This window comes from Micromonospora sp. NPDC047738 (genome assembly GCF_040642675.1).
Classification (GTDB): domain Bacteria; phylum Actinomycetota; class Actinomycetes; order Mycobacteriales; family Micromonosporaceae; genus Micromonospora.
Window position 1 is genome coordinate 23,619 of record NZ_JBEYSO010000004.1, and the last position, 14,028, is coordinate 37,646.

Genomic DNA, 14,028 nt, shown 5'->3' on the forward strand with positions numbered 1-14,028 from the left:
GCGGAAGTCGTGGCGGACTCGTCGCCGGCAGGGCGGCGCGGGTCAAGCGGGGACGAACCAGACCGCAGCGTCCGGCGGCAGCAGGAGGGACCGGCCGGCCGGTGGGACCGGCGCGCTCGCCAGCAGCACCCGATCGCCTCCGGTCAGCGGCGCCGCCTGGTCGCCGACGTTGACCGCGCAGCCGAACCCGTCGCCGCGCCGGAACGCCACCACGTCCGACCCGGTGTTCCACCAGGTCAGCTCGTCGGCCGCACCGTCGCTCAACTCTCGACGCAACCGGATCGCCGACCGGTAGAGCGCCAGCGTGGACCCAGGGTCGGCGGTCTGCCACTGCACGCTCAAGGCACCCCAGCGGTCCGGCTGCGGCAGCCACGGCGGGTCGGCGCCGTCGGGCGAGAAGCCGTACGTGTCGCCGTCGACCGTCCACGGGATCGGCACCCGCGAGCCGTCCCGCCCGCGTAGGGTCCGCCCGGAGCGTTCCCACAGCGGGTCGCGCAGCGCCTCGTCGGGCAGGTCCACCTGCGGCAACCCCAGCTCCTCGCCCTGGTAGACGTAGGCGGCGCCGGGCAACGCCAGCATCAGCAGCGCGGCGGCCCGGGCCCGCCGCAGCCCCCGCTCTCCCCCGCCGTAGCGGGTGACCGTCCGGACCGCGTCGTGGCTGTTCAGCACCCAGGCCGGGAGGGCACCGACCCGACGGTACGCCTCGAGCGTGCGCCCGATCGTGTCCCGCAGCGCCGGGGCCGACCAGGCGCACTCCAGCAACTCGAAGGTGAACGCCTGGTGCAGCTCGTCCGGGCGGACGTAGCGGGCCTGCCGGTCGGCGTCGAAGAGGCACACCTCGCCGATCAGTGCCCGCTCCCCCGGCATGGCGTCGACCATGGCCCGCCACTGCCGGTACAACGTGTGCAGTGGCGCCTGGTCGAAGAAGGGCATCAGGTGGTTGCGGCGGAACTCGGTGTGCTGACCGGCGCCGGCGTCGACCAGATCCGGGTGCTTGAACAGGGCGTGTGCCATGTCGATGCGCAGCCCGTCCACGCCCCGGTCGAGCCACCACCGGACGATGTCCGCGTACTCCGCCGACACCGGCGGGTCGTCCCAGTTCAGGTCGGGTTGCTCGGGGCTGAACAGGTGCAGGTACCACTCGTCGGGCCCGCCCTCGGGGCTCGGCACCCGCCGCCAGGCGCTCCCGCCGAACGCCGACCGCCAGTCGTTGGGTGGCCGGTCCGGGTGGTCCTTGTCCACCGGGTGGAAGACGTACCGGCGGCGGGCGGCGCTGCCCGGCGGTGCGGCGAGCGCCGCCCGGAACCAGGGATGCCGGTCCGAGGTGTGGTTGGGTACCAGGTCGCAGACGACCCGCAGGCCGAGCCGGTGCGCCTCGGCCACGAGCGCGTCGAGGTCGGCGAGGCTGCCGAAGAGCGGGTCGACGTCGCGATGGTCCACGACGTCGTACCCGCCGTCGACCATCGGTGACGGGTAGAACGGGGTGAGCCAGACAGCGTCCACGCCGAGGGAGGCCAGGTGGGGCAGGCGGGCGGTCACCCCGGGCAGGTCACCGGTCCCGTCTCCGTCGGAGTCGGCGAAGCTGCGGACGTACACCTGGTAGCAGACACCGCCGCGCCACCACGGCCGCCCCGGCGTGGACCGGATCACCGACGGACCAGGGTGAAACCACCGGACAGGACCGTGACCCGCAACTGGGTGGCGGAGCTGGTGTGCCGCGAGCGGAGTTCGCCGGCGGCGTCGTACACCTCCACAGTGGCCGCTGCGGTGCCGCCGGCGGTGACCTCCACGGTCCGGGCGGTCCGGGCGGCGGTGCGCAGCAGCGTCGTGCGGTGCCCGTCGCCGGCCAGGGTGAGCCGGGAGACCAGCGGTTCCAGCAGGACCGCGTCGACGGTGGCCGGGCCTGCGGCGGTGGCCTGCGCGGTCAGTTCGGTGGCGGCGGCGGCCAGTTCGCGGGGCAGGGTGACCGGCAGCAGCGCGCCCGGTGCCGGGGAGGCCCCCTGGGCGCCGACCCGAGCGTGGTCGACCTCGCCGAGCGGTCCGGCGTCGCTACCCCAGACGGTCCGGGCCGGCACGCCGGGGCGCAGGTCCACCACCGGCAACACCAGCCGGGGCTGGTCTGCCGGAGGGAGCTGCCAGCGCAGCCCAGCCCCGGCAGGCAGCTCGACGTAGCTGCCGCTGATCAGCGATTCCCCGGTCCACGCCGACGGCGGGCTGACCACGGTCGCGCCGCCCTGGCGAGCGGCGTCCTCGGCCTCCAGGGTCAGCGTGCCGACCCGTTCGACGATCTCGGTGCGGCGGGCGAGGGCGGCCAGTTCCGGCCGGGCGTCCAGGGCGAGCATGCTGAGCAGGGTGTGGATGGTGGACTCGGCACCGGAGTTCCGGTTGACCTGCCCGTCGCCGTTGATGCCGTCGATCGCCCGGCCGGTGTGCGGGTCGTAGCCGGGCGTCCCGGCCGGGTTGGCGCCGAACCACCAGGCGGCGATCAGGGCGGCGAGCTGGGCGAAGCCGGACCGCCCGGTGGCGTCGGCGACGGCGAGCAGCGACTGCACCCGCGAGTCGACGCCGTAGGCGATCTGGGTGCGGTCGGTGCGGGTGGGCAGCCGGCCGTTGTCCGGACCGCCGGAGGTCAGCAGCCACGGCGTGAACACGGCGGCGTCGGTGACGGCGGGGCCGAGCAGGGCCCGGTCACCGAGGGCCTGCGCGGCCCGGGCGAGCGCGGCGGGCATCTGCGCACCCCAGCCGTGCCAGACCGAGCGGGACAACGCCCAGGGACGCACCGCGCCGAACGGCCATTCCCGCACGTCACCGTCGGCGAGCGCGGCGATGCCCTCGGCGAGTTGGCGCAGCGCCCGGCGGGCGGCGGCGCCACCGCCGGCTTCGACGTAGGCGGCCAGTCCGAGGACCGCTTCGGCGGTGGCGTCCGCACCGTCGACGATCAGCCAGGATGGGGTACGTTCCCCGTCGATGACCTGCCACTGCCGGTAGCGGACGAGCACCTGGCGCTGCACGGCGGCGACGGCCAGGTCGAGGCGGGTCCGCAGGAAACCGGCAAAGTCCGGGTCGGTGTCGCGGAACGCCGCGTACCCCTCGCCGAGCGCCCAGACGGTCCGGGCCAGCCAGTACGACGCGTCGCTGTCGGACGGGTCGGGCAGTTCCTTCGGCTCGGCGCTCGGGTTGAGCGTGCCGTCCGGCTGCATCCACAGCACCACGTTGCCGGCGTACGGGCCGTCGGCGGTCTGCAGGTAGGTCAGGCCACGCAGCAGCTGGTAGGCGGCGGCCCGGCTGGCGGCGGCCCCGGTCAGCCGCCAGTGCCGCAGGTAGACCACGGCGGCTCGGGAGATGTCGTCGGCGTTGTACGCCCCCTGCCCCCAGGTGTCGGTGTCCGGGTCGTACGCGCCCCCGCCGACCCGGCGGAAGGCGCCGTCCGGCCCGGGTTCGGCGTAGGTCCACAGCGCCCCGACCGCGGGGGTGTCGGCGAGCCGGTAGGTGGTGTGCCCGGGCTGCTGCGGCGGCGTGACGTCCTGCCGGAGGAAGTCCAGGTGGGCGAGGTTGGTCAACGGGCTCGCGCTCGGCGCGCCGGCGGGGCGGGCGGCGCCGGCCGGGTTGGCGCCCAGCAGTGGGGTAGCGGCGAGGCCGCCCAGCAGCAGCGATCGGCGTTTCACATCGACCTCCTCGGTCAGGACGGGCAGGCGGTGGTGGGGTGTGATCGTCGGAGATGGACGGTGCGGTCCTCGTGGGCGGAGCGGGCGGCCGCGGCGGCGACGGTGACCGCCGTGGCGCCTTCCGTGATTCCGGCGGCGGGCCGGTCGCCGGTGCGCACACAGCGCACCAGGTCGTGCATGGCGGCGCGCACGCTCTCGGCGTAGACGTACGCTTTGGCGGCCTCGCCGCCGAGGTCGAGGGTGATCCGGCAGTGGTGCGGCAACTGCCGCTGCCGGCCCCGTTCCCGGGCGTTCGCCGGGCCGGCGTGCCGGTGCACCGACACCGTCACGGCCGGGTCCCGCAACCGGTGGCCGTCGACGGCGAGCAGTTCGTCGGCCCGGGCCGGCAGGTGCTCGACCAGCGCGGCTCCGGCGTCGTCGGTCCAGAGGTCGATGTCGGCGTGAACGGGGATCCAGCCGGTCACCCGGGCTTCGGCGGCACCGAAGTCGATCCGCATCAGTTGCCGCTCGCAGCGGTGGGCGTGGCTGAAGCCGTGCGCGAAGGTCGCCACCGCGCCGTCCGGATAGCGGGTGGTGGCGACCGCCAGGTCGACCAGGTCGGTGCCGGGGCGCTGGCCGAGCATGCCCTGCACCGACTCGGGAGTCGCGCCGACGAGGGCGTCGGCGGCGTCGAAGAAGTGCACCCCGTGTTCGACGAAGATCCCGCCGCTGACCCGCTCGTCCCAGAACCAGTGCTCCGGGCCGAGGTCCTCGTCGCTGGCGTCGTTGTCGAAGGCGAGCCGCCGGACCGGGCCGAGCAGCGGGTCGGACCGGTTGCCGGGCGTCGCGGCGAACCGGGGGTCGCGCAGCCGGGCCAGCGCCCGCAGCACGGGGTTGTAGCGCAGCACGTGGTCGACGACCAGGACACGGCCGGTGGCGGCGACCGCCTCCCGGATGGCGGCGGCCTCGTCCTCGCTGGTGGCCAGGGGTTTCTCGGAGAAGACGTGCCGGCCGGCACGCAGCGCCGCGAGCGTGGTCTCCGCGTGCCCGGCCGGCGGGGTGGCCACCACCACGACGTCCACGTCGTCGGCGGTGACCAGCGCCCGCCAGTCCGGCACGGGCCGGGCGGCCAGGTTCGCGGCCAGCCGCCCGGCCCGGTCGGTGTCCGGGTCCGCGACCACGGTCACCGTCACGTCCGGCAGGTCCAGCAGGGCGCCGGTGAGGAAGGTGGCGAAGCCGCCGGCCCCGACGACGCCGAGGCGCAGCGCAGCCGCGCCGGTCACCGGCCCCGCCCCACCGGCGCCACCAACCCGCTCACCGGACACGGTCGAGCCGGGCGACGCCGATCTTGGCGTCGGCCATGCCGTAGAAGACGTACGGGACCCCGTCCACCTCCTCGATCGCGGTCGGGAAGACCACGTTCGGGACGGTGCCGGAGCGTTCGTCCTCGGTCTCGGGCACCAGGATCGGCTCGGCGGTCCGGGCCAGCACCCGGCCCGGGTCGGTCGGGTCGAGCAGCATCGCGCCGGCCGCGTACTCGACCTGCTGGGTGCTGGGGTCGAAGGTGTCGGGGATGTGGCCGGTCACCCCGTGGTGGATGAGCAGCCAGCCCTCCTCGACCCGCACCGGCGGCGGGCCGGCGCCGATCTTCAGCTCCTCGTAGGGGAACTCGGACAGGGCGACGCAGCGGTGGTCGCGGAGCCGCACCAGCGCCCTGATGTCGGCGTGCACCTCCTCGGCGGGCACGTAGGAGATCCAGATGCCGGGCCGCTCGTCGGTGATCCCGGCCGGCAGGTGCACCCCCTCACCGGGCCGGAACCAGCCCAGGTCCCACATCGGCCGGTGCAGCATCGCGTAGCAGGGGCGGCCGTCCGGTCCGGGCACCGGCTCGGGGAAGAAGACCGCGTCCTTGTTCGGAAACAGGTTCAGGTCGGTGTCCAGGCCCGGCTGGTAGGTGAACTGCACCGGACCGAGCCGGCGCCAGGTCCGCAGGTCGGTGGAGACCGCCAGGGCCAGGCGCGGGCCCAGCGGACCGTAGGCGACGTAGGTCATCAGGTGGCGGCCGAGGCCCGGCACCCAGGTGGTGCGCGGATCCTCGACGCCGGCGTTGTTCAACCCGCGCTCCCAGCCCTCGTCGGGGGCGAGGACCACGCCACGCCGGAGCACCCCGGCCGGTACGCCGTCGCGGAACTCGACCTCGGCGAGCCCGACCCGGGAGACGTTCCCCTCGGCGACCAGCCGCGGCAGCAGGTGAAGCTTCCCGTCCGGGGTACGTCCGCTGGCCGGGTTGAGCACCCCCTCGGCTTCCAGCGGCTCCCCCGGTTCGGGCGCCATGACGACGCCCAGCCGGGTGAGGGTGTACGGGACGGCGGTGGAGACAGTCAACGATTCAACCCTTTACGCCAGATCCGATGTTGGTCGAGGTGAAGTGCCGTTGGAAGGCGACGAACAGCGCCACCGCCGGGGCGGCGAGGACGCAGGCGCCGGCCAGGATCGCCCCGTACGGGTTGGCGGTCCGCGCGGCGACGTTGGTCATGTAGTTGGCGAGCGACACGGCCAGCGGTTGCATGTCGGCCTGCTTGGTGATCAGGAACGGCCAGAGGAACTCGTTCCACGGCCCGATGAACGTCAGGAGCACGGCGGTCAGCAGTGCCGGGCGTACCAGCGGCAGGGCGATCGACCACAGGATGCGGACCTCACCCGCGCCGTCGGTCCGGGCGGCGGCGAACAGGTCGTCGGGCAGCTGCAGGAAGAACTGCCGGAAGACGAAGACCGCCGTGGTGTTGATGGCGTACGGCAGGATCATGCCGAGATACGAGTCGGCCAGGCCGTAGCTGCGCACGATGAGCACATAGAGCGGGATCAGCAGCAGTTGGAAGGGCACCACCTGGACCAGCAGCACCAAGCCGAACAGCGCGCCCCGTCCGCGGAAGCTGAGCCGGGCCAGGGCGTAGCCGGCAAGCACGCCGAAGATCACCGTGGCGAGGATGACGCCGCCGGTGAAGATGCCGGAGTTGATCAGCGACCGGAGCAGGTCGATCCGCTCGTTGATGTCGCGGTAGTTGCCGAGGGTGAGGTTCGCCGACGGGAGGGCGCCGGCCGGCGAGGTGTCCGGCTCGGCCTGCAGCGAACCGATGAGCATGTAGTAGAAGGGGAAGAGGAACGCCACCGCGCCGGCGGCGAGCAGGATCGACCGCAGCACAGTCCAGCCGCGGCCGGAACCCCGTCCGCCCGTCTGGGGTTTGCCACGCCTCTGGACGGGACGCGGCGCGATGTCTGGCACGACGCGTGTCATCAGGGCCTCTCCAGGATCCGCCGGTTGATCAGCGAGACGACGACGACCCCGATCACGAGCAGCACGCCGATGGCAGCCGCGACGTCCGGCTGCGCCTGTTCGATGCCGCGCTGGTACATCAGCAGCACCGGCGACGTGGACGCGCCGTTCGGCCCGCCGCCGCCGGTGAGCAGGTACGGCTCGGTGAACAGGTTCGCGCCGGTGATGGTCGCCACGATCACGACGAGCGTGGTGGCGGGGCGGACCGCCGGCACGGTCACCGAACGGAACCGTTGCCATCGGCTGGCCCCGTCCACCGCCGCTGATTCGTACAGCTCGTTCGGCACGTTCTGCAACGCGGCCAGGTAGAGCAGGATGAAGAAGCCGAGCTGCTTCCAGGCGACGTAAACCGCGACGGTCGGCATCGCCAGGTGCTCGCTGACCAGCCAGGATGGGTCCGGCGCCAGCGGACCGAGGAGCTTGTTGACCAGGCCGCCAGAGTTGAACAGGAACAGCCACACGCCCACCACCGCGACGCTCGCGGTCACGTACGGCACGTAGTAGGCCACCCGGAGGAAGGTGCGTCCGCGGATGGCGCCGTTGAGCGCGTTCGCCAGCAGCAGCGCCAGGACGGTGGTGAGCGGCACGTTGATCAGGAGGAACACGATGATGTTCCCGAACGCCTGCCGGACGGCCGGATCACTGAGGACGGCGGTGTAGTTTGCCAGCCCGACGAACGGGCGGTCGACCGGCACGCCCGGTGCGGTGAAGAAATAGTCGTGGAAGCTGATCCACACCGCGAACCCGAACGGGTAGGCGAACACCAGCGCGAGGAACACCGCATACGGCGCGACGAGAACCGCGCCGACCGGGTGGCGACCGAGAACGGCCGCCACCCAGCGCCGCGGGCCGCGCCGGGAGACATCCCGACTGAGCGGCCCGGACATCAGGACTGCCCGGCCAGCCCGGTGGCCTTCTTCGCGGCCTCGGAGAACGCATCCGGCAGCGGCCGCTTGCCGAAGATGACCGACTCGGAGTACGCGTCGCGGAAGGTCTGCCAGATTGTGATGGAGTTGGCCACGTTCGGCACCTCGACGGTGCGCCCGGCCTGCTCGGCGAAGCTCTTGTAGGCCGGGTTCTTCGTGAAGTAGTCCGGGTAGGTCGACGGCAGGTCCGCCCGCAGCGGCATCTGGCCGGTGGCCTCCAGCAGGGCGCCGTCCTGCTCCTTGCTGGTGGCGAACTTCAGCACCTCCCACGCGGTGCCGCGGTTCTTGCACGCCGAGTACATCGCGACGTTCTTGGCGTCGCTGAAGGTCTTGACCTCGGCCGCGGGCTTGCCGGTGGAGGTCGGCACCGGGGCCGCCCCCCACTTCACCTTCTCGCCGTACACCGCGATCGCCCACGGGCCGACGATGGCCATCGCGGCCTTGCCGTCGGCGAACGAGTCGCCGTTGTACTTCTCCTTCGGCGCGAGACCCTCGTCGTAGAGCTTCTTCCAGAACTCCGCGACCCGCAGCCCTTCGGGCGAGTCGAACTGGGCCTTGCCGTTCTCGACCAGCTGCTTGCCGCCGGTCTCCGCGGCGAACAGCGGGTAGTAGTCGAACCACGACTGGAAGAACTCGCTGCTCGGGGCCGGGTAGATCGCGGCCGGCGCGGCGCCGGACGACTTGATCTTGCGGGCGGTGGCGAGGAAGTCGTCGTACGTGGCGAGCGGGGGGTTGTCCTGGTCGACGCCGGCCTTCGCGAGGATCTCCTTGTTGTAGAAGATCATCACGGGGTTGGACTTCCAGGGCATCTGGTAGAACTTGCCGTCGGCGGACTTGTACTGGTCGGCGGCGGCACCCGTGCGCTGCTTGATGTAGTCGGCGGCGCCGTCGAAGCTGTCGAGCGCCACGAGCCCGCCCTGCTTCTGGAACTGCGGCACGGCGGCCGGGGCGGTGTTGAAGATCAGGCACGGCGCGTTGCCGGCGGTGATCGCGGCGCCGATGACCTCCTCGGAGGACTTGCCGGCGGGGATCTCCTGGGCGGTGATCTTCTGGTCGGCGTGCTGGCCGTTCCACGCCTCGACCATGGCCTTACCCCAGGCCAGCTCCTCCTTGTTGTTCGACAGCCAGATGGTGATGGGCCCCTTGGCCGAGGAGTCGGCCTTGGTGCCGGAGCCGCCGTCACCGCAGGCTGCGGTGAGGCCGAGGGAGAGGACGAGGAATGCGGCGGGGACGGTACGTCTCATGTCGGTCTCCGATCTCGACTGCCGTGACGCGGGGCTGACCAGGCCGAGGCGATGCCCGGGCGGCGTGGTCACGGCGCTTGGTGTGGTGTGGGTGGTGGTGGAGCGGTGGAGGCGCGAACGACGAGCTGCGCGGGAGGCATCTCGACGTCCGGGCCGCCGGTGCCGTCGATGAGATCGAGCAAGGTACGGGCGGCGACGCCGCCCCAGCCGGACGGATCGGTCCGGACACTGGTCAGGGCCGGGCTGATGTGGGCGGCCAGTTCCGTGTCGTCGAAGCCGGTGACGGAGAGCTGGCCGGGGACGTCGAGTCCGCGTTCCCGGGCCACCGCCATGCCGGCCATCGCCATCACGTCGTTGGCGTAGATGATCGCGGTCGGCGGGTCGGTCAGGTCGAGCAGGTGGTGGGTGGCCCGGGCCCCACCGGCGGCCGAGAAGTCGGAGGGCACACAGGGGCCGGGGGGCAACCCGGCATCCCGGAGCGCGTCCTCCCAGGCGTCCCGCCGTGCGGAACCGTGCAGGAAGTGTTCCGGACCGGCGACGTGGGCGACGTGCCGGTGCCCCAACTCGACCAGATGCCGTACGGCGGCGGCGATCCCCGGCCGGTCGTCGACGAGCACCGCCGGGAACGGGCTGGCCACGTCGGGACGGCCGAGGGTGACGGCGGGCAGCCGCAGCTCCTTCAGCAGGGCGATCCGCGGATCGGCGATCCGCAGGTCCAGCAGGAACACCCCGTCCACCCGCCCGTCGGCGGCCAGCCGCCGGTAGCCGTCCTCCTCCGCTCGCTGGCTGGTGACGACCTGGAGGACCAGCGCCTGGTTCCGCTCGGCGAGGACGCGTTCCACGCCGGCGATGAAGGCGGGGAAGAACGGGTCGGCGCCGAGCAGCTCCGGCGGGCGGGCGAGCACCAGGCCGACCGCGAACGCCCGGGAGGTGGACAGGGCGCGGGCGCGGTGGCTCGGCGTCCAGCCCAGCTCCTTCGCCACCGCCAGGATGCGCTGGCGGGTCTCCTCGGCCACCCCGGGCCGGCCGTTGAGGGCGAAGGAGACCGCGCCCTTGGAGACTCCCGCGGCACGGGCGACGTCGGTGATCGTCGGTCGACGTTGGGCCACCAACTCGGCCTCCCTCCCGTGCCGCCAGGTCCGGAGCGACCACTCGGCCGCTAAACCGGTTTGGGAGATGCTAGACCGGTTTAGCGAACGGATCAATGGCTGCCTCCGTTACCGCATGAGGTGGGCGGCAGGGGTTCTGGACCAACGCGTGGCGACCCTGGCCTTGATCAGGCCTTCGGGGCCCTCGCGGTCTCGACAGGATCAACCTGGGCGGCCCGGCGGCGGGACCGGAGCAGTTGGATGCCGATGGGCAGGACGGAGACCACGACGATGCCGATGAGGATGATCTCGATGTTGGACCTGACGAAGGCGATCTGGCCGAGGAAGTAGCCGAGGACGGTGACGCCCACTCCCCACAGCGTCCCGCCGATGACGTTGAAGATCAGGAACGTGCGGTAGTGCATGCGGGAGACGCCGGCGATGATCGGGGTGAAGGTACGCACGATGGGCACGAACCGGGCCAGCACGATCGATCGGGCCCCGTAGCGGGCGAAGAACTGGTTGGCCCGCTGCACGTTCTCCTGCTTGAACAGTCGCGAGTTGGGGCGGCGGAACAGGCTCGGGCCGACCCGCTTGCCAAACAGGTAGCCCACCTGGTCACCGGCGATGGCGGCCACGGCCACCAGCAGGCAGAGCAACCACAGCGGCTGGTGCAGGTACCGGCCGTCGGCGACGAGCAGCCCGGCGGTGAACAGCAGCGAATCGCCCGGCAGGAAGAACCCGATCAGCAGCCCGGACTCGGCGAACACGATGGCCAGGATGCCGATCAGTCCGAAAGTGGAGATCAGCCACTCCGGGTTGAGGACACTTGGACCCGCAGCGAGCAACGGCTGGGGCGATGGCACGAGCACCTCCAGGACGGCGGGGGACGTGGGGCTACCGACCGACGGTCGGGCGCGGGCTCCGCTGCTGTGCCCACCGGTCGTACGCCCGCCCACCGGCGTGGACGACGGCGACGGCGGCGGCAGCGATGAACACACCGGCGAGGATGTCCGCCGGGTAGTGCACCCCCGCCCAGATCCGGGCGAATCCGATGATGGTGGCCAACACCGTCAGCGCTACCCCCCACCGCCGGGACAGAAACGCCCCCACCGCGAACGCCACCGCGAAGGCGGCCGTGGCGTGGTCGCTGGGCAGCGACGGCCCCGCGGCGTGCGGGATCAACTGGTGCACCGAATGGGTCTGGAACGGTCGCACCTCGGTGCTGACGGCGGCGACGACCTGCCCGACCACGAACGCCACCGCGAGCACCGCCGCGACCCGCACGACGGCGGCTGGTCGGGCCCGCACGCTACGCAGTACGGGGACCACCGCCACGACGCCGAGGACAAAGATCAGCCACATCGCAGACCACTCGAAGATGTCATCGATCGGGTCGCTGCGCCCGGCTGCCGCGTTGATCAGCTCGAACAGGTGGTAGTTCATCCCACACCACGCTTCCTGGTCGACCCGGCTCCCCCGTACGGCCGGCTGCCGCCAGCCTGCCCGCCGGCACCTGAGAGGAGCCTGAAACGGACGAGGTCAGGGTCAGTGCGACCGGGTGCCGCAGCTGAGCGGCAGGAGGATGCGGACCCTCAGGCCCGGTCCGGGCACGACCTGCACAGTGCCGCCATGCGCGGCGATGATCTCCCGGGTGATCGGCAGCCCGAGGCCGCTCCCGCCGTCGGCGCGGGCCCGACTGTCGTCCAACCGGACGAACCGGTCGAAGATGCGCTCCCACTGGTCTTCGGGGACACCCGGCCCGTCGTCGCCGACCTCGACGCAACCCCACCCCTCCCGTACCGAAACGTGCAGCGCCACCTCGGAGCGCGCGTGCCGGGCGGCGTTGTCGGTCAGGTTTCGCAGCGCCCGGCTGAGGTCGTGCGGGTCGCCGCTGACCCGCACCGGAGCGAGGTGGACGCGGACGGTCAGGTCGGGCCGGCGGGCGGCGATCCTGCTCCGCTCGGTATAGGCCAGGTCGTCCAGATCGACGTCGTCATGGCCCCCGGTGGCGCCCAGCTCGTCGATGCGCGCGAGCAGCAGGAGATCGGACACGAGGCGGCCGAGGCGCTCCGACTCGAGGCGCAGCAGCCCGACCAATTCCTCGGAGGCGGCGGTCCGCGGGCTCAGCGCCAGCCGGTCCAGCCCGGCCTGCAGGGTGGCCAGCGGGCTACGCAGTTCGTGGCTGGCGTCGGCCACGAACCGCCGCTGGCTCGCCGCCGCCGTGTCCAGCCGGTCGAGCATGCTGTTCATCGTCTCCGCGAGCGCCGCCACTTCGTCGTGGGCGGTCGGTACCGGGACCCGGGCATGCATGTCACGAGCGGTGATACCGGCGACCCGGCGACGGATCGCCTCGACCGCGTGCAGCGACCGCCCGACGAACAGGAACACCGCCGCACCGACCACGAGCAGCATCGGTGGCAGTCCGGCGATCAGGATGGCGGCGACCGCCTCCGTGCTCTCGTTCACCGGCCGCAGCGACTGCGCCACCAACACGGTCGTGGTGCCCGAGTCGACGGCGACCCCTTCGGCGACCACCCGGTACGGATCCTCGTCGGCGAACGGCAGCAGCCGCTGCTCGCGCAGCACCTCGCCGGGGCGGGGACGCAGCGGGGACAGCGGCGCGGCGCCGCCGAGCGCGGCCGAGGCCGCCTCAACCCGACCGGAGGGGTCGAGAACCTGCACCAGCGTCTGCTCCCCCGGGCTGGGCTTCAACGTCTGGGCGATCGCCGCCGGGTCGCCGGCCGCCACCGCCGAGGCCACCTCGGCCGCCCGCTGCCGGGCCGTGGCGTCAACGTTGCCGACCAGGTCCAGGCGGGCCAGATAGACGAAGGCCGCCGCGCCGACGGCAAAGGCAAACGCCACCACCACCGCGGCGGCCAACGCCGAGCGCAGGCGCACCCCCAGGCGCCTGCGCACCCACCGGACCAGGTCGCTGAACGACCCGCGCCTGCCCGCCATCTCCGCAGCGTAGGCACCGCCGGCCGGAGAAGGCACGGAGAGGCGAACAGTGCGCTTTCCGTCAACCGCCATCGGCCGCCAACCGGTACCCCATCCCCCGCTCCGTCTGGATGGCCGACCGGCCGAACGGCTGGTCGATCTTGCGACGCAGGTAGCCGATGTACACCTCGACGATGTTGGGATCGCCGTCGAAGTGGGCATCCCAGACGTTCTCGATGATCTGGGTCTTGGACACCACGTCCCCGCGATGGCGCATCAGGAACTCCAGCAAGGCGAACTCGCGCGCGGTGACCCGGACCGGCTGCCCGGCCCGGGCGACCAGCCGCCGCGCGGGATCCAGCGTCAGGTCACCGGCGGCCAGCACCACCGGGCGTGCGGGGGCACCCCGGCGGACCAGGGCGCGGAGCCGGGCCACCAGCACCACGAAGGAGAACGGTTTGGTCAGGTAGTCGTCGGCGCCGAGATCGAGGGCGTCGGCCTGGTCGTACTCGCCCTCCTTGGCGGTCAGCATCAGCACCGGCGTCCACACGCCGCGCGAACGCAACTGGCGGCACACCTCGTAGCCGCTGAGGCCGGGCAGCATGATGTCGAGCACGACCACGTCGTAGGCGTTCTCGCTGGCCGCCCAGAGCCCGTCCGGGCCGGTGTGCTGCACGTCGACGGCGAGCCCCTCCTCGACCAGACCCGCGCGGATCACCTCCGCCAGAGCGGTCTCGTCCTCGACGACAAGCACTCGCACCAGTTCCGCTCCCATCCTGTCTCCAGACCCGCGGCTCCTCTCGGGCCGACGTCGCCTTCCCGCCCGGCGGCACCACCGGGCGACGCCAACCC

12 protein-coding genes are annotated in these 14,028 nt (G+C 72.5%); all 12 read right to left on the reverse strand.

Annotated elements, in window-relative coordinates; all coding sequences use genetic code 11:
• Positions 1-42: 42 nt before the first annotated feature.
• Complete coding sequence (locus ABZ783_RS08370; RefSeq protein WP_357435366.1) at positions 43-1,650, reverse strand: glycoside hydrolase family 13 protein; 1,608 nt, start codon at positions 1,648-1,650, stop codon at positions 43-45.
• Entirely contained in the window at positions 1,647-3,665 is a 2,019-nt protein-coding gene (locus tag ABZ783_RS08375; protein ID WP_357435368.1) for a hypothetical protein, read from the reverse strand. Before ABZ783_RS08375 ends, ABZ783_RS08370 begins: the two co-directional genes overlap by 4 nt.
• Positions 3,666-3,679: 14 nt before the next feature.
• A complete protein-coding gene (locus tag ABZ783_RS08380; RefSeq protein WP_357435370.1) occupies positions 3,680-4,927 on the reverse strand; it encodes a Gfo/Idh/MocA family oxidoreductase in 1,248 nt (415 codons plus the stop codon).
• Between the two features lie 31 nt (positions 4,928-4,958).
• Positions 4,959-6,029 (reverse strand): hypothetical protein, encoded by a 1,071-nt coding sequence (locus ABZ783_RS08385; protein WP_357435372.1) that lies wholly within the window; start codon positions 6,027-6,029, stop codon positions 4,959-4,961.
• A 4-nt stretch (positions 6,030-6,033) separates the two neighbouring features.
• Positions 6,034-6,846 carry a carbohydrate ABC transporter permease gene (locus tag ABZ783_RS08390; RefSeq protein WP_357435374.1) on the reverse strand — a complete coding sequence of 271 codons (813 nt, stop codon included), beginning with the start codon at positions 6,844-6,846 and terminating at the stop codon, positions 6,034-6,036.
• A gap of 92 nt (positions 6,847-6,938) precedes the next feature.
• Positions 6,939-7,865, reverse strand: coding sequence for a sugar ABC transporter permease (locus ABZ783_RS08395; RefSeq protein ID WP_357435375.1), 927 nt, complete (start codon positions 7,863-7,865; stop codon positions 6,939-6,941).
• Positions 7,865-9,148, reverse strand: coding sequence for an extracellular solute-binding protein (locus tag ABZ783_RS08400; RefSeq protein ID WP_357435377.1), 1,284 nt, complete (start codon positions 9,146-9,148; stop codon positions 7,865-7,867). The genes ABZ783_RS08395 and ABZ783_RS08400 overlap by 1 nt, the downstream gene beginning before the upstream one ends.
• A gap of 68 nt (positions 9,149-9,216) precedes the next feature.
• A complete protein-coding gene (locus ABZ783_RS08405) occupies positions 9,217-10,257 on the reverse strand; it encodes a LacI family DNA-binding transcriptional regulator (protein ID WP_357435379.1) in 1,041 nt (346 codons plus the stop codon).
• Between the two features lie 167 nt (positions 10,258-10,424).
• Complete coding sequence (locus tag ABZ783_RS08410) at positions 10,425-11,102, reverse strand: VTT domain-containing protein (RefSeq protein ID WP_357435381.1); 678 nt, start codon at positions 11,100-11,102, stop codon at positions 10,425-10,427.
• A 31-nt stretch (positions 11,103-11,133) separates the two neighbouring features.
• On the reverse strand, positions 11,134-11,682 hold the full coding sequence (locus ABZ783_RS08415; RefSeq protein WP_357435383.1) for a phosphatase PAP2 family protein: 549 nt from the start codon (positions 11,680-11,682) through the stop codon (positions 11,134-11,136).
• 102 nt (positions 11,683-11,784) lie between these two features.
• Positions 11,785-13,197, reverse strand: a complete 1,413-nt coding sequence (locus ABZ783_RS08420) for a HAMP domain-containing sensor histidine kinase (RefSeq protein ID WP_357435385.1) — start codon at positions 13,195-13,197, stop codon at positions 11,785-11,787.
• A 61-nt stretch (positions 13,198-13,258) separates the two neighbouring features.
• Positions 13,259-13,936: a response regulator transcription factor gene (locus tag ABZ783_RS08425; RefSeq protein WP_073835446.1), complete on the reverse strand. Its 678-nt coding sequence runs from the start codon at positions 13,934-13,936 to the stop codon at positions 13,259-13,261.
• Positions 13,937-14,028 lie beyond the last annotated feature (92 nt).

Coding starts and splice junctions, on each gene's coding strand:
- ABZ783_RS08395 (WP_357435375.1), bottom strand. CDS start 7,865: ATGTCCGGGCCGCTCAGTCGGGATGTCTCCCGGCGCGGCCCGCGGCGC.
- ABZ783_RS08420 (WP_357435385.1), bottom strand. CDS start 13,197: ATGGCGGGCAGGCGCGGGTCGTTCAGCGACCTGGTCCGGTGGGTGCGC.
- ABZ783_RS08415 (WP_357435383.1), bottom strand. CDS start 11,682: ATGAACTACCACCTGTTCGAGCTGATCAACGCGGCAGCCGGGCGCAGC.
- ABZ783_RS08400 (WP_357435377.1), bottom strand. CDS start 9,148: ATGAGACGTACCGTCCCCGCCGCATTCCTCGTCCTCTCCCTCGGCCTC.